The sequence below is a fragment of the Pseudoalteromonas rhizosphaerae genome (assembly GCF_028885455.1).
Classification (GTDB): domain Bacteria; phylum Pseudomonadota; class Gammaproteobacteria; order Enterobacterales; family Alteromonadaceae; genus Pseudoalteromonas; species Pseudoalteromonas rhizosphaerae.
In genome coordinates this window covers 4,891,701-4,917,614 of sequence record NZ_CP118496.1, presented here as the reverse complement: position 1 = coordinate 4,917,614, position 25,914 = coordinate 4,891,701, and the positions used below count along the sequence as shown (strand labels likewise).

Sequence of the window (25,914 nt, the reverse complement as noted above, 5' to 3'; positions counted from 1 at the left end):
TTAAAATGAGTTATAACTTAATTATTAATTAGGTATTAATCATCAATCATCAACTTTAGCAAACGGTGTGCCCATGCGAGTCACTGTGCCTGGTTTTTGATCATCAAAGATATCTGCTTTATTAGCACCCCAGGCTAAAATAACCGTGGAGCCTAATTTAAAGCGACCCATCTCTTCACCCTTTTTCAAGGTAATTGCATTTTCACCTGAGGTTTTGTAGTTCCAGCTAAATACATCTTTACCTGCTGGTGGTGTAACTGTACCGGCCCAAATAGTTTCGATACTGGCAACAATTGTTGCACCCACTAATACCATAGCAAGCGGGCCAATTTCAGTCTCAAAAATGGCTACTACGCGTTCGTTACGAGCGAATAGATTAGGTACATTTTGCGCGGTAAGTGGGTTTACTGAAAATAAATCACCGGGGACGTAAATCATTTTACTCAAGGTGCCATCAATCGGCATATGAATACGATGATAATCTTTTGGCGCTAAGTAAATCGTTGCAAAGTCGCCGCCTAAAAATGGCGCTGTATCTTGCTCTGAGCCGCCAAGTAAAGCTTGTAAGCTATAGTTGTGATTTTTAGCTTGAATAAGCTGGCCTTCAACAATTGGGCCTAATTGACTGATGGCACCATCTACAGGGTGAGTAATTATGTCATCTTCAGTGGTTAATGGCCGAACGCCTTCTTTTAAAGGACGAGTAAAAAACTCATTAAACGTTTTATAGTGAGCTGGGTCGCTATATTGCGCTTCATTCATATCAATTTTATATTGTTTAATAAACAATTTAATTAAAGTAGTTGTTAGTGCACCTGCTTTAGCTGCAGCTAACTTGCCTACCATACGGGATACAAAATGTTTTGGCATTGCGTACTGCATTGCGATTTTGAATTTGTCTAAACTCACAAGTTTTTTCCTAAAAAATTATACGCGTGGAGCACGAGCACCCGCTCGGCCATCGGCCATTGTTTCTAAAATTCTATGGTAGCTATCAAAACGTAGCTGTGAAATATCACCATCATCGATTGCTTGGCGAATTATACAGCCTGGATCATTTAAATGTTTACAGTCTCTAAAGCGGCAACCGCCAATAAACTTGCGAAACTCTTTAAAGCACCAAGTCACACGTTCAACATCTAAGTGCCATAAACCAAACTCACGAATACCCGGGGAATCAATTAAATTACCACCAGAAGGGAGGTGATGTAATCGTGACACCGTTGTTGTGTGCTGGCCAAGACCGCTGTTTTCAGAGACCTCTTTAGTGAGTATTTCAGCATCAGGTAAAACGGTATTCACTAAGGTCGATTTACCGACCCCACTTTGACCAACAAAGATACTGTTCTTATCAACTAACGTTTCTTTTAGCGCGTCAATGCCGTAACCGCTTTTATTACTTACTAATAAAACCTGATAATCAAGCTTACGGTAAATATCAAGTACTTGGTTAATGCCTGCTAAGCCTTGTTCGTCAATCAAGTCTATTTTATTAAGTACTAAAATAGGCTCTATGCCCATGTCTTCACAGGCAATTAAATAACGGTCGATAATACTAGGCGTAAACTCTGGTAGTACTGCTGACACCATTAGAATTTGATCTATGTTAGCAGCAATGACTTTTACACCATCGTAAAAATCAGGACGTGTTAACTGCGAGCGACGATCGTGCATCGCTTCAATTACACCTGCTAAATCACCCTCACTGACTTTTGCGCGGCGAAATTGCACTTCGTCTCCGCAAACAATACCTTTAACGGTACGGCGAATATTGCAGCGCAAAACATCTCCGTTATCAGTTTCAATATCGGCATGTTGACCAAACCGACTGATCACCACGGCATTTTCAGGCGCACCTAAATTGTCAGTTTGCCATTGCTCAACCTTGTTAGTGGTTGGCGCAGAATCTGCATTAGACAAGCGTTTTTGGTGATTGGCCTTAATCCTACGGGATTGACCTTTACTTAATTTCTTCTGTTTTGCCACTTTTGGCCCATAACTTAGTTAAATGTCGTGCTTTTTGAAAAAAAAGCTTTAGGTCGACTGATGATACTAATATGATATATCTAAATGCGTTAGATCTAAAGGAAAGCACCGCAAGGTAATTATGTCTTTTCATAAATCAAATCTGATTTGGCTCGACCTCGAAATGACAGGTCTTGAACCAAGTACAGACAAAATACTCGAAATCGCCACGGTTGTCACCGACAGTGCGTTAAACATCTTGGCTGAAGGGCCAACTATTGCTATTCATCAAAGTGATGAATTGCTTGATGGTATGGATGAATGGTGTACTAAGCAACATGGTCAGTCAGGGTTAACTGCACGCTGTAAAGCGAGCACATTCACAGAGCAAGATGCTGTTGAACAAACTTTGGCATTTTTAAAGCAGTGGGTTCCTGCTGGCGCTTCGCCTATGTGTGGTAATTCAATAGGCCAAGATAGACGCTTTATGAATAAATATATGCGTGAACTGGAAGATTACTTCCACTATCGTAATTTAGACGTAAGCACTATCAAAGAACTAGCACGACGCTGGAAACCAGAAGTTTTAGCACAAGTGCACAAAAAAGGTTCACACCTTGCTCTTGATGATATCAAAGATTCCATCATGGAATTAAAAGTCTACCAAGAAAAATTCTTTAATTTGTAAAAAACACTTGCAAACACATCGGATTATTGTAGAATCCTGCCCCGCTTAAGACGATAACCCCCGCGGGGTTAGTGTGCTTGAGCAATTTGAATGCGGCACTAGTTCAGTTGCCGGAACGTTCACCGCGACCTGTCGCGGACCAACGGAAAAATTACTAACTATTTTGAATGCGGCACTAGCTCAGTTGCCAGAACGTTTACCGCGACTTGTCGCGCACCAACGGACAAATTACTGACAATTTTGAAATGCGGCACTAGCTCAGTTGGTAGAGCGCGACCTTGCCAAGGTCGAGGTCACGAGTTCGAGCCTCGTGTGCCGCTCCAATTTCTCACCAAAGAAATTGCAGCAAGTTTCAAATTAAAAGCTATAAACTTTTTTAGAACCTATAACCTAAAAATTATAATGCGGCACTAGCTCAGTTGCCAGAACGTTTTACCGCGACTTGTCGCGCACCAACGGACAAATTACTGACTATTTTGAAATGCGGCACTAGCTCAGTTGGTAGAGCGCGACCTTGCCAAGGTCGAGGTCACGAGTTCGAGCCTCGTGTGCCGCTCCAATTTCTAACCAAAGAAATTGGGGTAAGTTTAAAGTGAAAATATTATGCGGTACTAGCTCAGTTGGTAGAGCGCGACCTTGCCAAGGTCGAGGTCACGAGTTCGAGCCTCGTGTACCGCTCCAATCTCTTCAAAATGAATACCCACCCAAGTTTGATTGACAAGCAGTTATTGCTTAAAGCACATATCCAATTTATTTAGTACTTCAATTTAAATCTCTTCGGGTTTATTCCCCGCCGCTTGCGGCGTAGTATTGAGTAATGAGCGAATTTATACATAAAAGCCACAATGTGACAGTTTTACTTTATCACTTAGTTTTCCCTGCAAAATATAGAAGAGCAGTTCTTGATGTGGGAGTTGATAGGGCAATCACAGAAATTTGTGTTGAAATAGAAAAACGTTACGAAATCAAATTTTTAGAAATTGGGACGGATGAAGATCATATTCATTTTTTAGTTCAGTCAGTACCAACCTACAGCATTACAAAGTTGGTAACGATGATTAAAAGTTTAACGGCAAGAGAGGTTTTTAAAAAGTGCCCTCATGTTAAAAAGCAGTTATGGGGTGGAGAGTTTTGGTCAGATGGTTATTTTGCAAGTACGGTAGGAAAACATGGTGACGAATCAATGATAAGAAAGTATGTGAAAAACCAAGGAAATAATTATGACCAACTCCATTCGGATCATCAGTTAGCTATGTTCTAACCAAATACCCCGCTCACGAAGTGAGTTCTGCGTTAGCATAAGGGCTTGCCCCGGGGATGTTTATTTAAATAGTTTTATTTAAACTTGCCCTTGCAGCGTTGCAATAATACGTCTTGCGCCGCCATGGTCACGATGTTCGCCTAAATAGATCCCTTGCCATGTACCAAGCTGTAAACGTCCTTGGCTAATTGGAATCGTTAGCTCGCAGCCTAAGGTACTCGTTTTTATATGCGCAGGCATATCATCATCACCTTCGTAATCATGACGATAATAAGGTTGGCGCTCGGGAACAAATTTATTGAAGTGACTTTCCATATCCATACGTACTGTCGGATCAGCATTTTCATTAATCGTTAAGCTGGCTGAGGTATGCTGTATAAAAAGGTGTAATAAGCCAATTTGGTAATCGGAAATCTCAGGGAGTTGGCTGAGTATTTCGCTATCAATAATATGAAAGCCTCGAGAGCGAGGCTTTAAAAGTAGTTGTTTTTGCAACCAGCTCATATTTTATCGAAACTAACTTCAATATTGGCATTACCGGCATCAGAGGTAAATGGGATCAATATTTTTGCCCCTTCACTTTTATGAGTTATGGTATGACCTTTACCAGACACAACGATTGGTGTAGCCATATTAAAGTCATAGCCTTTTTCACCAAGTAAATTTTTTGCCCCACCAGTGACCATATTGGTAATTTCACCAACCATATCGGTTACTTCTTCATTGATCGAATCAGGGCGTTCACCTAGCATTCTTTCCATAATAGTCAGGGCAAGGCTCTCATCAAAAGTGATCGAAAATGAACCTTTAGTTTGCGGTCCTACCATGCCAATTAATCCCGAAACGTCGCCACAGGCAACTTCATCTTTTTTTATTTTCGGCTTACCCGGTTTTAGTTCGGTTTGCGCCATTGTGCTGAGCACATTTAATAAAGATGATAAAAAAGGATTGATGAACTCTACATTCATTATTGTTTATCCCTCGAATTTAGCAGTTTAACTGCGGTTATACGTTAAAGTGTAGTGAGTTATTTTAGCTCTGCACTTAATTATTCTTTACAATTTCCACATCTACCATGGGCTTCAATAGTTTGCCCCGATACGACGAAACCACTCTCAGCAGCAAGACTATTAAGTTCATGCGAAATCACGCTAGAGTGTAGCTCTTTGACAAAACCACAACTATCGCATATCAACAGTTGTACAGGGTGGATATGATCAAAATGATGACACAACATAAATGCGTTAGTACTTTCAATTTTGTGAATAAAACCTAATTCAGCTAAAAAGTCTAAGGCACGGTAAATTGTGGCTGGTTTTGCTCCTGATTCAGTGAGTTTTAGTTGCTCTAATAAATCATAAGCGCCCACTCCGCCTTGCGCACTTGCTAATAGGCGAAATACTTTTTCACGAATTGGAGTGAATCGCGCACCGCGATTGTCACACACTTGTTTGGCTTTACTAACGAGTGATTCTATTTTCATCTTCTCTTATCCTTACGCTACCGTGATATACTAACATACTGTATTGTAGTTGCAGCGTTTTTATTAGACAGTTTTATTCTAGGAAGGCCAACAATGAATGAATTATTAGCGGTATTTATTTTCTTTTTTGCGGTTATTGATCCAATCGGTACTGTGCCTGTTTTTATAGCCTTAACACGCGGTGATAGTGACAAATTCAAACGTAAAGTCGCGTTGAAAGCTGTTCTGGTGTCTGCTGGGGTACTATTGTTTTTTGTTGTCGCTGGGGAGCTGCTTTTAAATGCTATCAATATCCCCTTGTCAGCGTTTCAAATCGCAGGTGGTATCGTGTTATTGCTGTTCGCTTTGTCTATGATCTTTGGTGAAAGTAAACCAGAAATGGAAATTAAAAGTGTACGTGATAGCACTGAAACGGCCATTTTCCCTTTAGCTATTCCATCAATCGCCAGTCCAGGTGCGATGCTTGGCGCTGTTTTGATGACTCGTAACACTGAATACACGTGGGTTGAGCAGTTAATTACTTCATCAATGATGTTAGCTGTTCTTGTTGTGGTACTTGTGCTGTTACTGTTGGCAACCCATGTTCACAAATTAATTGGTGACAGCGGTGCGAGTATCATCAGCCGGATCATGGGTTTGATCCTTTCATCAGTTGCCGTGACAAATATACTCGACGGGATAGCCCACTATTTTGGCTTACAAGTATTTACATAAAGGCTGTGTATTGCTGTTAAATAGCTATTGTCATATAAAATTTTGAATTGTTGCTTAGAATTATCTAGATTAAATATAACGTAATAAAATTTAAGGAATGAAAAATGTTATTAAAAAAGATTATTTTATGCGGTTTTCTTGTTTTGGGATTAACGGCCTGCGTTGAACCGCCTCAAAGCGAAATGAAGGTTATTCAAGTTACTGACTATGATTTTAGCCATAATGACAATCATGCTGTTACCGTATATTTCGGTCATACGGGAGGAGATCATTACACCGTTACTTTATTACGAGACGAAATTAAAGAGGGAGTGTTTATTGAATCTTCCGCTAAAAATGCGCCTAATTTAGTGTTTGATGCCAGTTGGGCTGGTGAATATTATGTGCAGTCAGCTAAGCATGATACTCATTCATCTTTAAAAATACTTGAGCTAAATAGCGAAGCTAAAGTTGCTAAATTTGAAGTCGCAGCACGTTTGGTTAACCCCAAGCAAAAAAATGATTATATAAGCTTAGAAAAAACCACCATTACAGTGCAAGGCCAGCAATTTGATAATCTAACAAAATCGTTTTAAGTATATTATCTAAAGCGCAGCATACATTTTTGTTGCTGCGTTAAACAACTCAATCTCTGCTACCGACAAACAACAACTTGCTTACGATTGAAGCTCGGCTTTGATTTGTGTAAAATATAGTGCCTTCCAATGAGGGAATAACCCTTATACTTATATATCATCTGAGGATTTTACTTTGAATAGACGTTTTTCTGTGGCCCCCATGCTTGATTGGACAGACCGCCATTGCCGTACTTTTCATCGTAAAATGACCAAGCATGCGGTGCTTTACACCGAAATGGTAACAACCGGTGCAATTTTATTTGGGCGTGGTGATTATCTACACTTTAATACACATGAAAACCCCGTTGCTTTGCAATTAGGTGGCTCTGATCCTGAAGCTTTGGCAAAGTGTGCAAAACTGGCTGCTGAACGTGGTTATGATGAAGTAAACCTAAATGTTGGTTGCCCTTCGGATCGAGTGCAAAATGGCCGCTTTGGTGCGTGTTTAATGGGCGAGCCGCAGCTTGTTGCTGATTGTATTGCAGCAATGAAGGCGGAGGTTACTATTCCTGTTACGGTGAAAACACGCATTGGTATTGATGAGCAGGATTCATATGAGTTTTTATGTGCGCTGATCGAAGCGAGTCATAAGGTTGGCTGTGATGACTTTATTATTCACGCCCGTAAAGCATGGCTAAAGGGATTAAGTCCGAAAGAAAACCGTGAAGTTCCACCACTTGATTATCCGCGTGTTTATCAACTGAAAAAAGATTACCCACAGCTTGATTTAAGCTTAAATGGTGGGGTTAATACCATCGCTGATAGTCTTGCTCATTTAGCGCATCTTGATGGCGTTATGATCGGTCGTGAAGCGTATAGTAATCCATTTATATTAAGTGAAGTGGACGAGAAAATTTACGGTGATACTGCGTGTACATTATCCCGTCATGACGTGGTGCGTTCAATGTATGGTTATATTGAAGATGAAATGCGCCAAGGCGCTAACTTTTGGCATATAGCTCGCCATATGTTGGGTATTTTCCAAGGCCAACCAGGGGCGCGAGGATTTAGACGTCATTTATCTGAAAACGGCCATGGTAAGCAAGCCGATTTATCAGTGATGGATAAAGCATTAAGTTTTGTGCCTGAATAGCTGAAATTTTAATCTTGAAAGCCACTTTTTAGTGGCTTTTTTTGATCCTAAAATTTAGTCAAAATATCACTTTTTTAGTTAATTTAACGTATTTTAATTCAGCTAAACGTCACTTTTAAATTGATGTTATCTTTCTATCCTATTGTTATTTATTGTTTTAGTTGTTTTTCTAACGACATGGCATAAGTCTTGGAATCTCCTTGGTGTAATCACCCATAATCAACAGGAGAAAATCATGGGCCTAATGAATCGTGTTAATGATCTAATTCAATCAAACTTGGTCGCTGTGCTTGATAAGGCAGAGGATCCAGCAAAACTACTTAATTTACTTATTATCGAGATGCAACAAGCTCTGAATGAGTGCCGTACTACCGCTGCAGCTATTTTGTGTGAAGAAAAAGCATTGAAACGCCAGCAAAGCGATAAGTTAACATCCATAGCACAATGGCAAGAAAAAGCCGAAATAGCCGTCAGTAAAGGTCGAGATGATTTAGCCACAGCCGCATTAAAAGAAAAGCAGCGTGTAGCCGCTGATATGGCAGCTGTTGAACCTGAGCTCGTTAAATTAACCGATTCAATGGCCAAGTTAGCTGACGATGCACAGCGTTTACAAGACAAACTTAGTGCTGCCAAAGCAAAGCGGCAGAGCTTAACTCAGGTGCATAGTGTTTTAAATGCACGAGTACGAGTTAATCAACAGTTACATAGCGATAAAGTGGCACATGCACTGTCGCGTTTTGATGTGATTGAGCGCCGAGTTGAGTCAATTGAATCACAAGTGGAAGCATACGAAATGGCTGCAGCTAATCAATCAGACACGGCAATGCAAATTGATGCGCTTGTTAAAGACGAAGCCTTGGATAAAGAGCTTGCAGCACTTAAAGCTAAAGTAAAACAGTCGGCTTAGGAGTTATAAAAATGAATACATTTAATAACAATACTCAATGGAGTAAAGATCCATTAAATAAAAAAATATCGGGAGTATGTAGTGGCTTAGCGCGTCGGTTTGACTTTCCGATTTGGGCAACTCGATTAGCAACTATTGTACTGTTTATTCAGTTCCCACTATTTATAGGTGCGGGTTATTTAATTGCACATTGTTGTTTAGACAACAAGGTTTATTAGGAGAGCGCCATGAAAATTATTGCACTGTGTCTGCTAGCAGCATTGTTTATCGCTTCTAGTCCATTTGAGATAATGCAGTTTGACTCATGGCAGCTCCCTTTGTGGATTGCTGACTTGAGTTGGGTTGGCATTGAGTTATTTGGTGCATTAGTCGCTGTTGTGGTCGTTATTGCCATTATTGCGCTGGTTAGCGTTGGTTTGATTGGCGCAGGTCTAATAATAGGAGTCGGCGTGATGCTAGCTTTGTTGTTCGGTTCTGTGATGATCGCATGGCCGCTACTGCTGATTGTTTTTCTGTGTTGGTTAGTCGCGGATAATAAAAAGGTCGCATAGCTTGCCACACAGAGGTTACCTTAAATGCTAATTTAGCTGACTATTTTTTCGCAAATATGCTAAATTTAGCACTTAAAGTGATTATTATAACAAGGATCGAAATGACTCTTAAGCCATTACTAACTATCTTCACAGCGGCTTTTTTAGCTGTAGGCCTATACTCTCCAGTGCTATTTGCCCATGCAGAGCATCAACATGATACAGCAAGTGATATTGTAGTTAGCAATGCCCAAGTAAGGATTTTTTTACCTGGCAGTCAATCTAGTGTTGGTTATTTAACGCTTGTTAATCATGGTGATGCAGCAGTGACATTAACTAAGGCTAGCCTTGAGAGCTTAGGACGAGTTGAAGTACATGAACATCAGCATGTTAATGGTATGATGAAAATGCAAAAAGTAGATGCGTTAGAGATCAAAGCACATCAACAGCTAGATTTTAAACCAGGCAGTTATCATTTAATGGTTTTTGAACCAAAAGAGCCGTTAAAAATAGGGCAAGAGCTCAAACTCACGCTATATTTTAGCAATGGAGATCGTGTATTTACTCAAGCTACCGTGGTTTCATTAGAAAGCCAAGTTGAGCAAGTATCACAATCTGAACAGCACCATACACATCACTAGGAGATTAAATGTCACAACATAAAGGGAAAATTATAGCAGGGCTAATATTAGTTTTTATTTTATTTTATGCCGTATCTGTGTATTGGAGTGTTGAGCCAAGCCGCGTAAATGTGATCACGCAAGCTAAACAGGATGCGCAGCAGCGTGGCGAAAAACTAGTAACAGGTTACACAACAACTACGGCTTTGATTAATGTTGCCAGCACATTATTGAAAAAACCTGGTGGCTATTTATCAAATGATGTAATACCTCCGAGTATTCTTATGGATAATATGCCTGCTTGGGAATATGGCGCATTAGAAATGACGCGTGATTTGGCGCTATCAATGCGTAAAGACTTTAGCCGTTCTCAGTCGCAATCGACCGAACATGAAGCTCTAAAAAAAGCCCAGCCCCAATTTAATATTAGTTCAGAAGCATGGGCGTGGCCAAGTGCCGAGAGTGAATACCAAAAAGGCATTGATTTATTAATTGTGTATCGTACTCAAATCGCTGACCAAAACAGCCGTGACAGTCAGTTTTATGCGCGGGCAGATAACCTACGAGGCTGGTTAAAAGAAGCCGAAAAACGCCTTGGTAGTTTAAGTCAGCGGTTAAGTGTCAGTGTTGGTCAAGATCGGTTAAATACTGATTTAGCCGGTGACAAAGAAGCACATCAAGCGACTTATGCACCATTACAAAATCAGATAAAAACCTCTTGGTGGGAAATAGATGACGTGTTTTATGAGTCACGCGGTGCAACTTGGGCTTTATTACATTTTTTGCAAGCGGTAGAATATGACTTTGCTGATGTATTAGAGAAAAAGAATGCACGTGTGAGCTTACAACAAATTATACGTGAGCTTGAAGCAACCCAAGAGACTGTTTGGAGTCCGGTGATTTTAAATGGTAATGGTTTTGGTTTTGTTGCTAATCATTCATTAGTAATGGCAAATTATATTTCACGAGCCAATGCGGCTCTTATTGAACTTAGCGAACTTTTAGCGCAAGGATAACACATGAAAAAGTACTGTTTAGCCGCTGCCCTTTCGATGGCATTTTTGGCTCCAGCGGCTCACGCTGACACCCTTTTAGGTTTATATGTTGGTGTTGATGGCTGGCAATCTGATAATTCAGGTAGCTTTTCAGATAGCGGTAATATGCAAGACTTTAATTTTGAAGATGAAACCTTCATCAGCTACTACGCAGCGCTTGAGCATCCAATTCCATTAGTGCCAAATATAAAGTTAAAGTATACCGAGCTTGAGTTAAATGGCTCAACCTTGCTTAATGAGACGTTTGAGTTTGGTGGTACTTCATTTACAACCAATACCACAGCAACTACGATCAGCGACTTATCACACGTTGATTATATTTTATACTATGAGATATTTGATAATGACTTATTATCTATCGATTTAGGTGTAAATGCTAAGCAGTTTGATGGCGATATTGTTGTTACTGGTACAGCAAATGGTAAAGCAACAACAGAAACTGTGGATTTTTCAGGTTTTGTGCCATTAGTTTATGGTCGTGCTGAAGTAGGCTTACCGTTAACGGGTTTAAGTGTTTTCTTTGAAGGTAGCTTACTTGCTATCGATGATAGTAAAGTACAAGACTACCAAGCGGGTATTGCATGGGCTTTACTTGACAACTTAGCGGTAGATTTAGATATCAAAGCGGGTTACCGTCAAATGACGCTAGAGCTTGATGATATTGATAATCTATATACTAATATTGATGCATCAGGTCCATTTGCAGGCATACAAATTCACTTCTAATTTGTTTGCTTTGGCGTGGTACCGTTATTTAATTGCGTGCCACGCTACTTCAAACTCTTCCTCAAGTGCACTGCTTAACAATTGCTTATAAGCCTTATTAACTGGCGTGTTAATCAATTTTCTAAGTTCATCACCCGTTTGCGTAAATTTATAGTAACTGAGCACTAAATCGTTATTTTTTGGTTTGAGTACGACCCGTTGGGTTAAAAATGTCAGATTCATTTCTTGGCCAGCCTTAAGCGCTGCAGATTCAATTTCTTTACGGTAGATTAGGCCAATATCCATCAAAGTTAATACATCAGGAAAACTGATCCCAGCTTTACCTAAGTTAAACGATACTTTATTGCCTTTGCGTAGCAAATCAAATAGCGAAGGTTTTTTATAAAAGCCTAATAAAATTAAATGGCTATTATCTTTTTCATTATAGCCACAAATTGCGGTACATTTTTGTAGTGCATCCGCTTCGCGCTGGGTCATCTGCTTAAGTGTTTGTAAGCTTTTAATTGAAAATGTTCCCGGTGATACAGTTTCTCCCGCTAAAATTTTTGCCCACAGTTTTTGCATTGATTCGTTTGAAGTATCTTCACATAGTGCAATAAAGCGTTCGACCCAATCACTGTCAGGTTGCCCTTTACTAGTTACGTCGGGGCAAAAATCCATAGCCATAGCCATAATCGCTTCAATATTTTGTTGTTGTTTGATAAGTAGTAATTGTTGGCGATGTTGGGCTCTATTGAGCGTTGAGTTATCACTATTGACTTGATAGGGCAGTTTACTTTGCCCTTGTGGACCATAACTATCATCACTGGCACTGGTAAGGCGAGTCGAACTGGTTTTACTCATCGAGTAACCTAGTTTAATTTCAATTATATGAGCAAGGTTAATTTTTGCTTGGGCTGTTTGAATCGTCATCGATCTTCTCGCTGTGTGTTGCTGTTTGCAGCTGCGCAGTAGTTTTTAAATTATTAAGTCCAAGTTTCACCGTATTTGCCAAAATATATTGGCTAAATAGCGCCAAATAGCCACCTAGAATCGAAGTAGTAACTTCGCCATCTAGTGAGCATGTTACTTGATTTCCATTAGCTAGAGGTGAAAAAGAGATCACACCTTTAATAATATGTTCTTCATTAAAGAGAATATTAAAATTGATTTTAGTGCTGCTTATATTGGTAATCGTCATTTCACCTACTCCCCAGCTACTTTGCCAAAACTGATGAGCACCCACGCCAGAACTAGGCTCTCCAAGCGTGAAAACAATACTTGGATCTACTTTTTGCCAAGGTGACCAGCTAGTCCACTTGGTAAAATCACTAAGCAACGGGGTGATATCTGTTTGCGGAGCATGAATTTTAATGCTCTTTTGGACTTGGTATTGTTGTGGTAATAGCAGTCCAATTACCAGTAAAATCAAAGTAATCAGAAAAATAAATTTAGTAATTCTGGGTAAAATATTAATGGCTGTTCCTTAAATTATAAATTCTACTATCGCACAGCAAGGTGCTGAATATCGACTATAATCTGTAAACCAATATTCATTAATCATCGACATTAATACTGTATCATAAGTTAAATAGTGATAACTTATTAGTCAATAATGAATTGTCTTAATATTAAATGATGGCGCGCAATATTTGAATTTAAAGGATTTGGAATGACGTCAGAACACAATGATTTTTTGTTTTTCAACCATGAAGACGAGCCTCATGAAGAAGTTGCGCCCAAAGATTACTGGGATGTTCTGATTGTTGATGATGATCCTGAAATTCACACTGTAACAGAACTAGCACTCTCAGGCGTTGAGTTTTGGGGAAGAACACTGCGTTTTCATCATGCTTATTCTGGCGCTGAAGCAGTTGAAGTGTTAGCTAATACTAATAATGTGTCGGTATTACTGTTAGATGTAGTCATGGAATCCGATGATGCAGGCTTAAAAGTAGTTAAAGAGGTACGCGATACGCTGAAAAACCATAACGTACGAATTATCTTACGAACGGGTCAGCCCGGATATGCGCCTGAAGAGCGAGTGATCCGAGAATATGATATCAATGATTATAAAACTAAAACCGAACTTACCCGCAGTAAGCTAGTTACCTCGTTAGTTACAGCTATTCGCTCATACGAACAAGTTTGCCAACTTGAATATCAAAGCAAAGCGTTAAATAATATTCTGTTAGCCTCAAAGGCTATTTTAGGTTTTACCGACATTAAAGCATTTACTATGGCGGTGATTAAGCAGCTCTCGGTAATTTTAGATTGTGCGCCAAGGGGGGTTGTGTGTGGCAGTCTGGATGATAGCTATCAGGTTCAAGTGTTGGGTGGTTGTGCTGAGTTTAGTGCTTTTATTGGCCAAGGTGTAGAACAACTTGATGATGGGCGGATTATTTTGCAAGTGCAAAATTGTTTTGAGTTTGGCGAACATCAGCACACTGAGCACGACACTACGTTTTTATTGAAAAGTAAAAATCGTCAGGCTGCTATTTACTTAGAGTACGTTAGCCAACCAAGCTTAACACAATTGCAATTTGCTGAAATTTTCTTAACAAACGTCAGTGTAGGCTTAGATAACGTCAGACTTTTTAATAAACTCAGAGATGCAGCCTACAAAGATGTGTTAACAGGTCTTGCCAATAGAACTGATTTTATTGAACAAATTGAAAAGTATCATCGGTTAAATAGTAACGAGTATATATTTATTCTAATAGATGTTGCACACTTTTCAGATATCAATAATGGCCTGGGTCAAGAGGTGGGTAATCACTTGCTTACTTCAATCGTTGAACGGCTCAAGCAAGAATACCCAAACGCTAAATTACTGTCACGGATTGGTGCAGATGTATTTGGTTTTTTAATTGAGCGCGATGGATTTGATTTAAACGAATTAAGTGAAAATTTAAGTTTGCCGTTTGCAGCAGCAGAGCATTTGTTACCGGTTAATTTTAAAATTGGTTTGTGCGAGCAACAGGACTTTCAAACCACAGGTATTGAAACACTTAAGCTTGCGTATATCGCACTCAATCACGCTAAAAAAGGTAATCAGGGGAATGCTGTTTGTTACACTCCCGATATGGAAGAGCAAATGGCTTGGCGATTAGGGATTATTCGCCAGCTTCGCCAAGACTTTGAAAATAATAAATTGGAAGTCTGGTATCAACCGCAATTGGCGTTTAGTGATTTGTCATTAAAAGGCTGCGAAGCATTACTACGTTGGCCATCGGGACAAGGTAACTATATTTCCCCCGCGGTTTTTGTGCCACTTGCTGAAGATGCCGGGCTAATTGTTGAGATTGGTCAATGGGTATTGGATCAGGCTTGTCAGCAGCAAAAACGTCTTGAGGCTCAAGGTGTTGAAATTTGTATTGCGGTCAATGTGTCGGTACCGCAATTTAAGGTGAAAGGCTACGCACAACAAGTCAAAGATACTTTGCGAAAATATCAGGTAAACCCAAAAAATATTGAATTAGAAGTTACCGAAAGTGTGGTGATGGATGATCTCTCGATGGTGATTGAAACACTGCAAGATCTAAAAGAGTTTGGTATTGAAGTGGCGATAGATGATTTTGGAACTGGTTTTTCATCACTGAGTTATTTGCAAAAGTTACCGTTGGATAGGTTGAAAATAGATCGTGCATTTGTCAAAGACTTACCCGAAAAAGACAGCGGCGCAATTGCCAAGCTGGTTATAGCTCTTGGCGCGCAGCTCGGATTAAAAACGATTGCAGAAGGCGTTGAAACACAAGCACAAGCTGATTTTCTTAAGCAATTGGGCTGTGATGAAGTGCAAGGTTTTATGTACGCTAAACCGATGCCTGAAGTTGAGCTTATTCAATATATTGAAAGTAAAAAATAATATTATGTTTGATGCCAGTGTAAATAGCTAATATCGCTTGGTGATTAATTCGGGTATACTTTGCGACCTTTTTTAAAGCAATTGGTTACTTTATATGAGCGCACTTAAAGCCAAGCGAGCGTTATTCTCATACCCTAAATATTGGGCTGAGTGTTACGGCACAGCACCATTTTTACCAACTACACGCGAAGAGATGGATGCCCTTGGCTGGGATAGCTGCGATATCATCATTATCAGTGGTGATGCTTATGTAGATCACCCCAGCTTTGGTATGGCGGTAATTGGTCGCGTACTTGAAGCACAAGGTTTTAGAGTCGGTATTATCGCTCAGCCAGAATGGGATTCGAAAGATGCCTTTATGGCACTTGGTAAGCCTAACTTATTTTTTGGTGTGACTGCCGGTAACATGGACTCGATGATCAACCGCTATACGGCTGAAAAGCGTATGCGCCATGATGATGCCTACACGCCCGGTAATGTGGGTGGCAAGCGTCCTGATCGTGCGGTGATGATTTACTCACAACGATGCCGCGAAGCCTACAAAGGTGTGCCAATTGTAATAGGTGGTATCGAAGCCAGCTTACGTCGAATTGCCCATTATGATTACTGGCAAGAAAAAGTTCGCCGTAGTATTTTATTTGATGCCAAAGCCGATATTCTTATTTACGGTAATGCTGAGCGACCATTAATAGAAGTTGCTCATCGTATTGCCGCCGGCGAAACGATGGATACCATTCAAGATATCCGTGGTACGGCGGTTATTCGTAAAGAGCCATTACCGGGCTGGCGTGGTAGTGATTCTACCGCGATTGATAAAATTGGTAAAATTGACCCAATTCCAAACCCATATGGTGCGGATGATGTGGGTTGTAGCAAAAGCGAATTTAAAAAAGCGGGTATTGATTTACAAGCTGAAGCGGCAAAACCAATTACCATTCAGCCAGCGCGTCCTAAACCTTGGGAAAAAACCTACGTTAAGCTACCTGCGTTTGAGCAAGTGAGTGTTAATAAACCACTGTACGCTCATGCATCACGTATTTTACATCAAGAAACGAACCCAGGTTGTGCTCGAGCGTTATTCCAACGCCATGGCGATCGCTCTATTTGGGTTAACCCACCTGCGTATCCGCTTGAAACACATGAAATGGATGCGGTGTTTGGATTGCCTTATCAGCGAGTTCCGCATCCAAGTTATGGTACTGCAAAAATCCCCGCTTACGACATGATCAAAACCTCAGTTAATATTATGCGAGGTTGTTTTGGTGGCTGTAGTTTCTGTTCAATTACTGAGCATGAAGGACGGATAATTCAAAGTCGTTCACAAGAATCGATTATTGAAGAAATCGAACAAATTCGTGACAAAGTACCAGGGTTTACTGGGGTTATTTCGGACCTTGGTGGGCCAACTGCTAACATGTATAAACTGCGTTGTAAGAGCAAAAAAGCTGAGAGTACCTGCCGACGTTTATCGTGTGTATATCCTGATATTTGTAAGCATATGGATACCGACCATACACCGACTATCGAGTTGTATAAAAAGGCCCGTGAAGTTAAGGGGATTAAAAAAATCCTAATAGCCTCTGGTGTTCGCTACGATTTAGCTGTGCAAGACCCTCGTTACGTCAAAGAACTCGTAACCCATCATGTTGGTGGTTATTTAAAAATTGCGCCTGAGCATACCGAAGACGGGCCATTATCTAAGATGATGAAACCAGGCATGGGCGCATATGATCAGTTTAAAGAGCTTTTTGATAAATACTCAAAAGAAGCAGGGAAAAAGCAGTACCTGATCCCTTATTTTATTTCTGCGCATCCTGGCACTAAAGACGAAGACATGGTGAACATGGCGTTGTGGTTAAAGTCGAATGATTTTAAATTAGATCAAGTGCAAAATTTTTATCCGTCACCAATGGCTAATGCCACCACGATTTATCACACTGGGATGAACTCGCTGCGTAATATTAAAAATAATACCGAGCAAGTGCCGGTGCCAAAAGGCGCGCGTCAACGTCGTTTACATAAAGCGATATTGCGTTATCACGACCCAGCAGGTTGGCCGATGATCCGTGAAGCACTGCGTAGTATGGGCAAAGCCAAGTTGATTGGTAAAGGTCCAAACTGCTTAGTGCCAGAAGAAACCCGTGACGAAAAATCGCTTAAAGCAGGTAAAGGCGGGCGTCCAGCGCTTAGCCGCCACACCGGCTTTAGCCAGTTTAAAAAAGCCAATACCAAACCTAAGGTTGGCGGTAATCGTCAGCGGGCTAGGTAATTTTAGGTAAATAAAAAACGCCCAGCATTTGCTGGGCGTTTTAGTTTATGGCTGCTTATTCTTCAATGAAAGCTTCGCCTTCGTTCATCCACTTAGCGGCAGGCTTGCCTTTTAAGTAGTGATCAAAGTACTGCATCATCCGAATTGAAAAATCCACTTGGTTAGGGAATTTCTTTAAGTGGTGTGGTTCACCTTCATACTGCAAAAACGTCGCATCTTTGCCTGCACGGCGCAGCGCTAAATAATACTGTACGCCTTCGTGCCATGGTACAGCATCATCTTTATCGCCAAACATAATTAAGATTGGTGTATTTACTTTATCAGCGAAGAATACCGGTGAGTTTTCGATGTAAAGCTCTGGCGCTTCAAACAAGGTTTTACCAATACGGCTTTGCCCAGTTTCATATTGGAACTGACGCGCTAATCCTGATTTTAAGCGAATACCGCTGTAAGCGCTGGTCATGTTTGATACGGGCGCACCCGATACTACCGCTTTGAACATATCAGTTTGGGTGATCATAAAGGCACTTTGATAGCCCGCCCATGAATGCCCTTGTAAGCCAATTTTATCAGGGTCAGCGATACCTAAATCAATCAGCTTTTGGGTGGCGTTGATCATGGTTTGCGTTGATGATTTACCAGGGTGACCAATTTCAAAGCGAATATCAGGTAAGAAAATTGCGTAACCGTTCGAAGTAAACATTGGGAAGTTAGGGCGATGGTTTAATTCCATTTTAGGGAAATCAAACATGCGTTGACTCATATAACGGTAAAAATACACCACCACTGGCACTTTATCGCCCTTTTTATAGCCCGCAGGCTTTATCAATACGCCTTGCAAGTCTTCGCCATCAAAGCCTTTATAGTTAATTAGCTCCGGTTTTTGCCCCCACGCAAAGTCGTTAACTTGTGGGTTTAAGTTAGTAACGCGTTGTGGATTTTTAAAGCTAAAATCAGTTTGATAAAAATCAGGGAACTGCTGATAAGTTTGCTCAGTGAATAGGTATTTAGCGGCATTTTTAGCTTTTTTTACCACGTCAAAACGTTTTTTACCGCTTAATACTTTGCTGATCGAGTTATCAGCAAGATTGAGTTTTGTGATTTCAGTTTGCTTTTGCTGTAAGTTTGTAGCGCTAAGTAGTAAAGTTTCATCTTGTTTAAAGCCAACTTGGTCTTTATCAAGTTTGATGACTCGATATTGCGTGTTGTTTTCTTTGCCTTGTGTAAGGCGTGTGGCTTTGAGGGTTTTAACGTCAAATGCCCAGATATCGTATTTGCTATATACCAGCACTTGGCTGCTATCAGCTAACCAACCGGCAAAACCATAACCCGGTTGAGTTGAAGGGTAATCGTGCTGATCATCGGCGAACGTTGCTTTAATCGCTGTTGTTAAGGTACTGACTTTATTGTTACCTAAGTCTTTAAGCTGTACTTGGCTATTTTCAAAGTAAGCTGCAAATTGTCCACTGGGTGATAGGCTGGGTCTAAACGGATAATCACTGATAATTGCTTTACGCTCACCATTTTTCACATTGACTGCATAGTAGTCAGCAAAAAAACCGCCATACATAATACGTTTGAGATAAGGTAAATTTGAAGAACCAAGTAACGCAGTGCGATTGTTGGTATTGATTGCCAAATCTGGCATGTCAGTGTTACTTAGTTGCGCAACTTGTTTGCCATTAAGATGGTAAACGGCTTGATAATGGCGGTTTTTATTGATTTCTTTCCATTGTTGCTCTTCGCGGGGTTTAATTTCGGCATCGTTATTATGCCAAACGTGGAGGCCTTTTTGGTCGCGTATCGTATCGTAATCAAATAACGAGGCTTGATCGGTGTATTTCTTTTCTTTAATTTTTGCCGCTAACTTAGGGCGATTTTCAAAGTACAAGCGTTCACCGTCTTCAGACCAGCTCAATTTTGCTGTTTTACCAATAGTCCAATCTTTTTCAGGAGCAGCAATATTTGTAAGCTGTTCGTTTTGCCACAGTTTTAGCTGATGATCGCGACGGCGTACATCGTCATTCACATAATTACCCAGTGTGAATGCGGCAATGTTTTTAGTTGGATGCCACACTATTTTGTTTGCAACAACGCCTGGTTCATCAATTAATACACTCGTATCAAATGTTTGGTTTAATGTAATTAATGCTACTTGGTTATCGTTACCGTCAGGATAGCTTTGGCTGACAAGAAGCTCGCTGCCAAATGTATTGATTGCGTAACTAAATACGCTATTTACTGTATGAGTTGTTTTGTCTTTTAAATTTACAACAATGAGCTCAAACGCTTTGTCTTTCTTATCTGGTTTGATTTCACTGGTTTTAGCGGTGTTTTTTGTGTCATCAATATCTTTACTATCAGCGTCTTTATCTGCTTTTTCATCAAAGCGATAAGCTAACCAGTTACCATCATCAGAGAGCTGGTAATCTTTTACGTTCTCAAAAACTTGTTGTTCCCCCGTTATTGTATTAACGAGTACTAGATTGTTTTTTAAGGTGTCTTTCTTTTTTGTGGTTTCTTTTTCAAGCAAAGTAGGGACTTGGGTGAATGCTACCCAGTTAGCTGCTTTGTTGATCTGAGGTTTAGTGCCGCGCTCAATTTCTGCAAGTAATTTATTATTGTTTAAGGTATAGACTTGGCCTGTTGCATCGCCACGATATGGGGTTGCACTAAAGCTCAGTACTTCACCATTTTCAGATAATTGCGTTGTTTTAGCTGCTTTGAAATCGAATACATCTTTAAATTGTAGCGGCTCTTTTGCGGATGCCGTGGCACTACCAAGGCTTGCAACCAGTGCTACGCTGAGTAGGGAAAGTTGTGCTTTCATTGTTACTTCTCGTTTTGTTTCATCTGCATCATCATAACTAGTTTGTTCAACAATTCGAGTAGAAACGATAAGCGGTCGAAAATAAAGGTTGAAAGTAACATTTATAAAAAAACCTTGTAGGAAAACCGACAAGGTTAATAATTTTAGGAGCTAGGAGCTAAAGCCATATTTTTTGTAATTCTAACCACTGTTTTTCAAATTGCGCGCTAGGTTTTGCTTTAAAGTCACTGCGGACAAATTGGTTCATCTTGCCTTCAATGTAGGCAAGTAAAAAGTTGGCAATGGTTAACTCATCACTTTGAAAGGTTTTACCTTCGCGAAGTTTACGCTCGCGTAGTACTTGTTTTAGTTGTGTTTCAAGCTTTTCAAACAAGCTTTGTACACGCTCACGCAAGCGTTCTTGCTCTCCTTGCAAGGCGTCGCCGGTCAAAATACGAGTGATCCCCGGATTTTTCTCAGCAAATGCCAGTAGTAGCAATAAAATATTATAGATACGGCTTTGAGTTTCTTTTTCGTTTTCAAGAATGAGATTTATGCGCGACAACAAAGTGTCTTCAATAAACTCTATTAAGCCTTCAAACATCCGTGCTTTACTCGGGAAATGACGATAAAGCGCAGCTTCAGAAACACCTACCTCAGCAGCTAATTTTGCTGTGGTGATACGTTGACCTGGGCTGGTTTCTAACATTTGTGCGAGTGCTTGTAGTATTTGCTCTTTGCGATTACTTCTTTTTGTCGCAGGCATGAACATTCCTTTCTTTATAATTATTTACTTAGCTTTTGGCGGCTACTTATCACTCACTTTTTGAGCAAGCGATAAGGGCTATGTTAATGTTTTATTCAGTTTCTTTCCAGCCTTTTTACAATCGTTTAGCAAGCTCACTCATTACACTCAGTGCTAATGCGCTTTTGGTATCGACGGGCAGTTCTTTTTGTTCATTATGCCAGAACAGTGTTAAAGCATTATGATCTGAATTAAAACCAAGGCCCGTTTGTGATACATCGTTAGCGCAGATCATATCGAGGTTTTTATTGCTGAGTTTGCCTTTCGCATAGCTTGCGACATCTTGAGTTTCTGCGGCAAAGCCAACTGTATATGGGCGACCCTCTGTAAGGCTAGCAACTGCGGCAATTACATCTGGATTTTTAACTAAAGTGAGTGTCAGTTCATCGCCTTGTTTTTTCATTTTTTGCTCGGCAATCGCTGCGGCGCGATAATCGGCAACCGCGGCGCAACCAATAAAAGCATCCGACTTTGGAGCAAAAATAAGCGATTGTTCAAGTAGTTGCTCAGCGGTCTCAATGTTAATTAGGTTAACATCTGGTGGTGGCGCAATTGTTACCGGACCTGAAATCAGGTTAACCGTTGCTCCTAAACTAACTGCCGCATGTGCAAGCCCAAAGCCCATTTTCCCAGAGCTGTGATTAGATATAAAACGCACCGGATCAAGTGGCTCACGAGTTGGCCCTGCGGTGATTGTAATTGTTTTACCAGCTAGTAGTTGCGGTTGCGAAGGTTGCGTGCATAGTGCCACTAACTGATGTGGTTCAAGCATTCGCCCTGCACCTACATCACCACATGCTTGTTCACCCTTACCTGGGCCCCAAATTGCAATGCCACGCTGTTTTAAAGTTGCTAAGTTAGCTTGAGTTGCTGGGTGGGCATACATTTGTTGATTCATTGCAGGCGCCACTGCTACTTTTGCGGGTGTTGCCAGCAATAAAGTGGTGAGTAAATCATCTGCAATGCCGACTGCCATTTTTGCGATGATATTAGATGTGGCAGGAGCGACTAATATTAAATCAGCCCATTTAGCAAATTCAATATGGCCCATAGCGGCTTCAGCAGATGGATCGAGCAAAGAGTCTGAGACCATTTCACCACTTACGGCCTGCATGGTAAGCGGAGTAATAAAGTGCTTAGCTGACTCAGTCATCACCACTTTGACATCACAACCATGATCTTTTAAACGTCTAACAAGTTCGGCGCATTTGTAGGCGGCAATACCACCGCTGATACCAAGTACAATTTTTTTATTTACTAATTCTGTCGCTAAATTGGTCATTAACTTTGTCATACTCTGATAAAACTGTTTGTCGATATGCGCTAACGATAGCAAATCTTTGCCTTGGGGACGAAGTTTTAATATGGAATTTATTCGCAGTTTTACAGGCGAAATTTTATTTTTGCATTACAGTTAAATTATAAATCATTTTTCAGGGACGAAATAATGCAGCTCACCTCTTTACCAAGTAGCCAGCGACCACGCGAAAAGTTATTGGCGAAAGGGGCTAAGTCGTTAAGTGATGCCGAGTTATTAGCGATATTTTTGCGAACGGGTTTACCGGGCATGAATGTAGTTGAGTTAGCACAACATTTAATGACACAAAATCAAACACTGCATAACTTATTTAATGCATCAATCGATGATTTTTGTGCACAAAAAGGACTGGGCACAGCAAAATTTGTGCAACTTCAAGCAGTACTGGAATTAAGTCGTCGTTATATGATGGAGCAATGCCAGCGCGAAGCAGTATTTAATTCACCGCAATCAGTATATGACTATTTAACGATTGAGCTGCGAGGCTTGCAGCAAGAAGTGTTTATGGTGTTGTATTTAGATAGTCAGAATCGCTTAATTAAAGAAGAAACACTTTTTTATGGCACTATTAATGCAGCATCTGTTTACCCAAGAGAAGTCGTCAAAGCGGCTTTAAAAAATAACGCTGCGGCACTTATTCTGGCTCATAATCATCCATCAGGTATTGCTGAACCAAGCCAAGCTGATAAATTAATTACCGCTAAATTGCAGCAAGCTTTGCAATTAGTCGATATAAATATTTTAGATCACATCGTTGTTGGGGGAGATAATTGTGTTTCGTTTGCAGAACGAGGCTTGATTTAAGCGTATTCAAATCACTAAGCGTGTTAAAAATGAGCGGTTTAGTGCTTATTTGCAAATTAGTTTAATTTAAATGCAGTTTTTACTTTCCCTAAGGGCATTCGATCTTTATAATTAGCCGCTATCAAATTTACACATGAGCTGGTTGGATTAGATCAATCACTTGATCTTTGCCTGTATAAGCTGTATAAAGAGCGCCCTTCGATTTATCCCTGGGGCACAAAATACATAGCCTAGGGGACAAATTAAGCTCGAGCGAAGTTATTGGAGATATATAGACATGTCTAAAGTATGTCAAGTTACAGGTAAGCGTCCTGCGGTTGGTAATCACCGTTCACACGCGAGAAACGCGACTAGACGTCGTTTCCTACCTAACCTACAAACACACCGTTTTTGGGTTGAAAGTGAAAAACGTTTTGTAACATTACGCACTACTACTAAAGGTATGCGTATTATCGATAAAAAAGGCATCGACACGGTTCTTACTGAAATCCGTGCTCGCGGCGTAAAAGTTTAAGGACCTGAGTCATGCGTGATAAGATCCGTTTAGTTTCTACAGCTGGTACTGGTTTTTTCTACACTACCGACAAGAACAAGCGTAACATGCCGGAAAAAATGGAAATCAAAAAGTTTGATCCAAAAATCCGTAAACATGTTCTTTTCAAAGAAGCTAAAATCAAGTAATTTTAGTTTTCTATGAATATCAAAAACCCAGCTTAGGCTGGGTTTTTTGTTTTTGGAAAACAGTTAGCGAGAGTAAAGTTTTGCAGGTTAAAAATATAACCTTACCGATAAACCCATAAGGTTATATTTTTACAGCTTACAGCCTGTCTCTTGAGCACAAGTCGAATTCTTTCATCAGTGCATAGGACTCGACTAACAGTATCAATTTGAGCCATTCACCCCACATCGCTTTGCCCCGTTTGTTTGCAGTCATGTCATCCTTCATATCTCGCCATTGCATTGTAAGCCCATTTTCAAGAAGAGGCTTCGCTTGGAAGTAGTTTATCTGTAACTTTAAATAATAACTTCCACTTAATTTGTCTAAATAGGTTTCATACCAATCTGCCAAATTATGTGATCTAATTAGCACACTGATACTTATCTACTTTTACTAAATTGAACTTAGAAAAATCCAAGCAACTTTTAGCTTTATCACGTAAAGAGCCTAATGCAAGAAAGCGCATACGCCTGCTTGCTGTTTCATTATTCTTTGAGGGTGAAAACAGAACGAATATTGCTAAGCGCCTAAATACAGCGCGCGGCAGTCTCAATAAATGGGTTTCAAACTACCTTAACAATGGCGTTGCTGGCTTGAACAACAAACCGATTAAAGGTCGTCCAGCTAAATTAACCTCACAACAACTAAATACACTGTCAGATTATGTAAAACAGTCAGCAAGTTCTTCAGAAGGAGGCAGACTAATGGGGGAAGATATTGCTCAGTATATTTATGACCAGTTCAACATAAGATATCACACCGATCATATTTACAAACTGCTCAAGAAGCGTGGGTTTAGCTGGATCACAAGCCGTTCTAAGCACCCAAAGCAGTCAAAAGAAAGCCAAGAGGCTTTTAAAAAAGTTCCAAGTGGAAACGATCCTTCACACCCCAGGACATCTCCCTTTAGAGCGCATTGATGTTTGGTTTCAAGATGAAGCACGGTTTGGACAACAGAATCAAACAACACGCTTATGGGCTGAAACAGGCTCGAGGCCTCGCGCAACAAAACAACAGCAGTTTGAGTATGGATACTTATTTGGTGCAGTCTGCCCAAGTAATGGTAAAACAGAAGCGCTGATCAGCCCTATCGTCAATAAAGAGGTCATGACGCAACACATGGAATTAATATCAAAAGCCACGGAGGCAGGACGTCATGCGGTCGTGATCGTTGATGGCGCTGGTTGGCATACTATTGATACGGTACAACCATTCAATAATGTCACACTAATAAAACTTCCGCCTTACTCCCCGGAGTTAAATCCAATAGAGCAAGTATGGAGTTGGATACGGCAACACTGTCTATCTAATCGTGTGTTTAGTGGTTATGAAGAAATAGTCGAACAGGTTTCGCAAGCGTGGAATAAATTCATTTCCGTTCCTTCACTTTTACACATTTTATGGAATTGTTCTATCCGCCATTTAAGCTCTTAATATCGTTGAAGTAGTCCTAGCTTCTTATGTGTTAGTTACTTGCTCTGTTATATAAAAACCACTTTAGCTAACTGCTACTGCTATTATCTTGCTCTGTGCAAATCACGAAATTAATTGATAGTTCTTTTTCATCTTTTGCACGTTGCGGCTTTTTAAATATTCAATGTGTAGCTAATATTGGTTTCATATTGACCTGCTGAGCTGAGTGTCGATAAAACATTTTTTAATTGAGGAACATTTAACTTGGCTTT

27 protein-coding genes and 3 tRNA genes are annotated in these 25,914 nt (G+C 40.3%); 20 read left to right on the top strand and 10 right to left on the bottom strand.

The window, feature by feature from the left end:
- Positions 1–42: 42 nt before the first annotated feature.
- Positions 43–909 (bottom strand): archaetidylserine decarboxylase, encoded by an 867-nt coding sequence (gene asd / locus PVK79_RS21335; RefSeq protein ID WP_182779322.1) that lies wholly within the window; start codon positions 907–909, stop codon positions 43–45.
- Between the two features lie 18 nt (positions 910–927).
- Entirely contained in the window at positions 928–1,986 is a 1,059-nt protein-coding gene (gene rsgA / locus PVK79_RS21330; protein WP_257324665.1) for a small ribosomal subunit biogenesis GTPase RsgA, read from the bottom strand.
- 121 nt (positions 1,987–2,107) lie between these two features.
- On the opposite strand from rsgA, the gene orn reads away from it, so the two are divergent.
- The 5 genes from orn (at position 2,108) to tnpA (ending at position 3,914) form a co-directional block, all read left to right on the top strand.
- Positions 2,108–2,653 carry an oligoribonuclease gene (gene orn / locus PVK79_RS21325; RefSeq protein ID WP_145234646.1) on the top strand — a complete coding sequence of 182 codons (546 nt, stop codon included), beginning with the start codon at positions 2,108–2,110 and terminating at the stop codon, positions 2,651–2,653.
- A gap of 247 nt (positions 2,654–2,900) precedes the next feature.
- Positions 2,901–2,976: transfer RNA gene (locus PVK79_RS21320), tRNA-Gly, on the top strand.
- A 160-nt stretch (positions 2,977–3,136) separates the two neighbouring features.
- Positions 3,137–3,212 (top strand) — tRNA-Gly (locus PVK79_RS21315).
- A gap of 46 nt (positions 3,213–3,258) precedes the next feature.
- Positions 3,259–3,334: transfer RNA gene (locus PVK79_RS21310), tRNA-Gly, on the top strand.
- Between the two features lie 136 nt (positions 3,335–3,470).
- The gene (tnpA, locus tag PVK79_RS21305) at positions 3,471–3,914 is read left to right on the top strand and encodes an IS200/IS605 family transposase (protein WP_182700879.1); all 444 of its coding nucleotides are present in this window, start codon (positions 3,471–3,473) and stop codon (positions 3,912–3,914) included.
- Between the two features lie 78 nt (positions 3,915–3,992).
- Here the strand turns inward: tnpA and PVK79_RS21300 are convergent, their stop codons facing one another.
- The 3 genes from PVK79_RS21300 to PVK79_RS21290 all read right to left on the bottom strand — a co-directional run bounded on the left by PVK79_RS21300 (position 3,993) and on the right by PVK79_RS21290 (position 5,397).
- Entirely contained in the window at positions 3,993–4,418 is a 426-nt protein-coding gene (locus tag PVK79_RS21300; protein WP_145234649.1) for a secondary thiamine-phosphate synthase enzyme YjbQ, read from the bottom strand.
- Positions 4,415–4,882 carry a chemotaxis protein CheX gene (locus PVK79_RS21295; RefSeq protein ID WP_145234652.1) on the bottom strand — a complete coding sequence of 156 codons (468 nt, stop codon included), beginning with the start codon at positions 4,880–4,882 and terminating at the stop codon, positions 4,415–4,417. Before PVK79_RS21295 ends, PVK79_RS21300 begins: the two co-directional genes overlap by 4 nt.
- Before the next feature lie 80 nt (positions 4,883–4,962).
- Entirely contained in the window at positions 4,963–5,397 is a 435-nt protein-coding gene (locus tag PVK79_RS21290) for a transcriptional repressor (RefSeq protein ID WP_145234655.1), read from the bottom strand.
- 93 nt (positions 5,398–5,490) lie between these two features.
- Between PVK79_RS21290 and PVK79_RS21285 the strand changes: the two genes are divergently transcribed.
- The 9 genes from PVK79_RS21285 (at position 5,491) to PVK79_RS21245 (ending at position 11,659) form a co-directional block, all read left to right on the top strand.
- The gene (locus PVK79_RS21285) at positions 5,491–6,111 is read left to right on the top strand and encodes a MarC family protein (RefSeq protein ID WP_145234657.1); all 621 of its coding nucleotides are present in this window, start codon (positions 5,491–5,493) and stop codon (positions 6,109–6,111) included.
- A gap of 104 nt (positions 6,112–6,215) precedes the next feature.
- Complete coding sequence (locus tag PVK79_RS21280) at positions 6,216–6,686, top strand: outer membrane lipoprotein-sorting protein (RefSeq protein WP_145234659.1); 471 nt, start codon at positions 6,216–6,218, stop codon at positions 6,684–6,686.
- 202 nt (positions 6,687–6,888) lie between these two features.
- Positions 6,889–7,821: a tRNA dihydrouridine(20/20a) synthase DusA gene (gene dusA, locus PVK79_RS21275; RefSeq protein WP_246175640.1), complete on the top strand. Its 933-nt coding sequence runs from the start codon at positions 6,889–6,891 to the stop codon at positions 7,819–7,821.
- A 235-nt stretch (positions 7,822–8,056) separates the two neighbouring features.
- Positions 8,057–8,728, top strand: coding sequence for a PspA/IM30 family protein (locus PVK79_RS21270; RefSeq protein ID WP_182735668.1), 672 nt, complete (start codon positions 8,057–8,059; stop codon positions 8,726–8,728).
- An 11-nt stretch (positions 8,729–8,739) separates the two neighbouring features.
- Entirely contained in the window at positions 8,740–8,946 is a 207-nt protein-coding gene (locus PVK79_RS21265) for a PspC domain-containing protein (protein WP_145234665.1), read from the top strand.
- A gap of 9 nt (positions 8,947–8,955) precedes the next feature.
- Entirely contained in the window at positions 8,956–9,279 is a 324-nt protein-coding gene (locus PVK79_RS21260) for a hypothetical protein (protein ID WP_145234667.1), read from the top strand.
- Positions 9,280–9,380: 101 nt separating this feature from the next.
- Complete coding sequence (locus tag PVK79_RS21255) at positions 9,381–9,899, top strand: copper chaperone PCu(A)C (RefSeq protein ID WP_145234669.1); 519 nt, start codon at positions 9,381–9,383, stop codon at positions 9,897–9,899.
- Positions 9,900–9,907: 8 nt separating this feature from the next.
- On the top strand, positions 9,908–10,894 hold the full coding sequence (locus PVK79_RS21250) for a DUF2333 family protein (RefSeq protein ID WP_274803976.1): 987 nt from the start codon (positions 9,908–9,910) through the stop codon (positions 10,892–10,894).
- A gap of 3 nt (positions 10,895–10,897) precedes the next feature.
- Positions 10,898–11,659 carry a TIGR04219 family outer membrane beta-barrel protein gene (locus PVK79_RS21245; RefSeq protein WP_145234674.1) on the top strand — a complete coding sequence of 254 codons (762 nt, stop codon included), beginning with the start codon at positions 10,898–10,900 and terminating at the stop codon, positions 11,657–11,659.
- A gap of 24 nt (positions 11,660–11,683) precedes the next feature.
- Here PVK79_RS21245 and PVK79_RS21240 read toward each other — a convergent pair whose 3' ends face one another.
- Both PVK79_RS21240 and PVK79_RS21235 read right to left on the bottom strand, forming a co-directional pair.
- Positions 11,684–12,571 carry a TIGR03899 family protein gene (locus PVK79_RS21240; RefSeq protein ID WP_145234676.1) on the bottom strand — a complete coding sequence of 296 codons (888 nt, stop codon included), beginning with the start codon at positions 12,569–12,571 and terminating at the stop codon, positions 11,684–11,686.
- The gene (locus PVK79_RS21235) at positions 12,540–13,070 is read right to left on the bottom strand and encodes an SRPBCC family protein (RefSeq protein WP_257324648.1); all 531 of its coding nucleotides are present in this window, start codon (positions 13,068–13,070) and stop codon (positions 12,540–12,542) included. The genes PVK79_RS21240 and PVK79_RS21235 overlap by 32 nt, the downstream gene beginning before the upstream one ends.
- A 240-nt stretch (positions 13,071–13,310) precedes the next feature.
- Between PVK79_RS21235 and PVK79_RS21230 the strand changes: the two genes are divergently transcribed.
- Positions 13,311–15,506 (top strand): bifunctional diguanylate cyclase/phosphodiesterase, encoded by a 2,196-nt coding sequence (locus PVK79_RS21230; protein WP_182732595.1) that lies wholly within the window; start codon positions 13,311–13,313, stop codon positions 15,504–15,506.
- 94 nt (positions 15,507–15,600) lie between these two features.
- A complete protein-coding gene (locus PVK79_RS21225; RefSeq protein WP_145234682.1) occupies positions 15,601–17,775 on the top strand; it encodes a YgiQ family radical SAM protein in 2,175 nt (724 codons plus the stop codon).
- Positions 17,776–17,830: 55 nt separating this feature from the next.
- On the opposite strand, the gene PVK79_RS21220 is transcribed toward PVK79_RS21225, so the two are convergent.
- From PVK79_RS21220 to coaBC, 3 genes are all read right to left on the bottom strand, one after another.
- Positions 17,831–20,605, bottom strand: a complete 2,775-nt coding sequence (locus tag PVK79_RS21220) for a S9 family peptidase (protein ID WP_257324643.1) — start codon at positions 20,603–20,605, stop codon at positions 17,831–17,833.
- A 157-nt stretch (positions 20,606–20,762) separates the two neighbouring features.
- Entirely contained in the window at positions 20,763–21,350 is a 588-nt protein-coding gene (gene slmA / locus PVK79_RS21215; RefSeq protein ID WP_145234700.1) for a nucleoid occlusion factor SlmA, read from the bottom strand.
- 115 nt (positions 21,351–21,465) lie between these two features.
- A complete protein-coding gene (gene coaBC / locus PVK79_RS21210; RefSeq protein ID WP_257326408.1) occupies positions 21,466–22,683 on the bottom strand; it encodes a bifunctional phosphopantothenoylcysteine decarboxylase/phosphopantothenate--cysteine ligase CoaBC in 1,218 nt (405 codons plus the stop codon).
- A 153-nt stretch (positions 22,684–22,836) separates the two neighbouring features.
- Here coaBC and radC point away from each other — a divergent pair, with 153 nt between their 5' ends.
- The 4 genes from radC (at position 22,837) to PVK79_RS21190 (ending at position 25,663) form a co-directional block, all read left to right on the top strand.
- The gene (gene radC / locus PVK79_RS21205) at positions 22,837–23,511 is read left to right on the top strand and encodes a RadC family protein (RefSeq protein ID WP_145234702.1); all 675 of its coding nucleotides are present in this window, start codon (positions 22,837–22,839) and stop codon (positions 23,509–23,511) included.
- Between the two features lie 277 nt (positions 23,512–23,788).
- Complete coding sequence (gene rpmB / locus PVK79_RS21200; RefSeq protein WP_004335549.1) at positions 23,789–24,025, top strand: 50S ribosomal protein L28; 237 nt, start codon at positions 23,789–23,791, stop codon at positions 24,023–24,025.
- 11 nt (positions 24,026–24,036) lie between these two features.
- Positions 24,037–24,192, top strand: a complete 156-nt coding sequence (rpmG, locus tag PVK79_RS21195; RefSeq protein WP_004335545.1) for a 50S ribosomal protein L33 — start codon at positions 24,037–24,039, stop codon at positions 24,190–24,192.
- A gap of 435 nt (positions 24,193–24,627) precedes the next feature.
- Positions 24,628–25,663, top strand: a protein-coding gene (locus PVK79_RS21190) for an IS630 family transposase (protein WP_257324622.1) whose coding sequence is annotated in 2 segments (ribosomal slippage) — positions 24,628–25,086 and positions 25,088–25,663 — 1,035 coding nt in all. Because the reading frame shifts where the segments join, the coding sequence is not laid out codon by codon here.
- Positions 25,664–25,914: the final 251 nt, after the last annotated feature.

Coding starts and splice junctions, on each gene's coding strand:
- orn (WP_145234646.1), top strand. CDS start 2,108: ATGTCTTTTCATAAATCAAATCTGATTTGGCTCGACCTCGAAATGACA.
- tnpA (WP_182700879.1), top strand. CDS start 3,471: ATGAGCGAATTTATACATAAAAGCCACAATGTGACAGTTTTACTTTAT.
- PVK79_RS21300 (WP_145234649.1), bottom strand. CDS start 4,418: ATGAGCTGGTTGCAAAAACAACTACTTTTAAAGCCTCGCTCTCGAGGC.
- PVK79_RS21295 (WP_145234652.1), bottom strand. CDS start 4,882: ATGAATGTAGAGTTCATCAATCCTTTTTTATCATCTTTATTAAATGTG.
- PVK79_RS21290 (WP_145234655.1), bottom strand. CDS start 5,397: ATGAAAATAGAATCACTCGTTAGTAAAGCCAAACAAGTGTGTGACAAT.
- PVK79_RS21285 (WP_145234657.1), top strand. CDS start 5,491: ATGAATGAATTATTAGCGGTATTTATTTTCTTTTTTGCGGTTATTGAT.
- PVK79_RS21280 (WP_145234659.1), top strand. CDS start 6,216: ATGTTATTAAAAAAGATTATTTTATGCGGTTTTCTTGTTTTGGGATTA.
- dusA (WP_246175640.1), top strand. CDS start 6,889: ATGCTTGATTGGACAGACCGCCATTGCCGTACTTTTCATCGTAAAATG.
- PVK79_RS21270 (WP_182735668.1), top strand. CDS start 8,057: ATGGGCCTAATGAATCGTGTTAATGATCTAATTCAATCAAACTTGGTC.
- PVK79_RS21265 (WP_145234665.1), top strand. CDS start 8,740: ATGAATACATTTAATAACAATACTCAATGGAGTAAAGATCCATTAAAT.
- PVK79_RS21260 (WP_145234667.1), top strand. CDS start 8,956: ATGAAAATTATTGCACTGTGTCTGCTAGCAGCATTGTTTATCGCTTCT.
- PVK79_RS21255 (WP_145234669.1), top strand. CDS start 9,381: ATGACTCTTAAGCCATTACTAACTATCTTCACAGCGGCTTTTTTAGCT.
- PVK79_RS21250 (WP_274803976.1), top strand. CDS start 9,908: ATGTCACAACATAAAGGGAAAATTATAGCAGGGCTAATATTAGTTTTT.
- PVK79_RS21245 (WP_145234674.1), top strand. CDS start 10,898: ATGAAAAAGTACTGTTTAGCCGCTGCCCTTTCGATGGCATTTTTGGCT.
- PVK79_RS21240 (WP_145234676.1), bottom strand. CDS start 12,571: ATGACGATTCAAACAGCCCAAGCAAAAATTAACCTTGCTCATATAATT.
- PVK79_RS21230 (WP_182732595.1), top strand. CDS start 13,311: ATGACGTCAGAACACAATGATTTTTTGTTTTTCAACCATGAAGACGAG.
- PVK79_RS21225 (WP_145234682.1), top strand. CDS start 15,601: ATGAGCGCACTTAAAGCCAAGCGAGCGTTATTCTCATACCCTAAATAT.
- PVK79_RS21220 (WP_257324643.1), bottom strand. CDS start 20,605: ATGAAAGCACAACTTTCCCTACTCAGCGTAGCACTGGTTGCAAGCCTT.
- slmA (WP_145234700.1), bottom strand. CDS start 21,350: ATGCCTGCGACAAAAAGAAGTAATCGCAAAGAGCAAATACTACAAGCA.
- coaBC (WP_257326408.1), bottom strand. CDS start 22,683: ATGACAAAGTTAATGACCAATTTAGCGACAGAATTAGTAAATAAAAAA.
- radC (WP_145234702.1), top strand. CDS start 22,837: ATGCAGCTCACCTCTTTACCAAGTAGCCAGCGACCACGCGAAAAGTTA.
- rpmB (WP_004335549.1), top strand. CDS start 23,789: ATGTCTAAAGTATGTCAAGTTACAGGTAAGCGTCCTGCGGTTGGTAAT.
- rpmG (WP_004335545.1), top strand. CDS start 24,037: ATGCGTGATAAGATCCGTTTAGTTTCTACAGCTGGTACTGGTTTTTTC.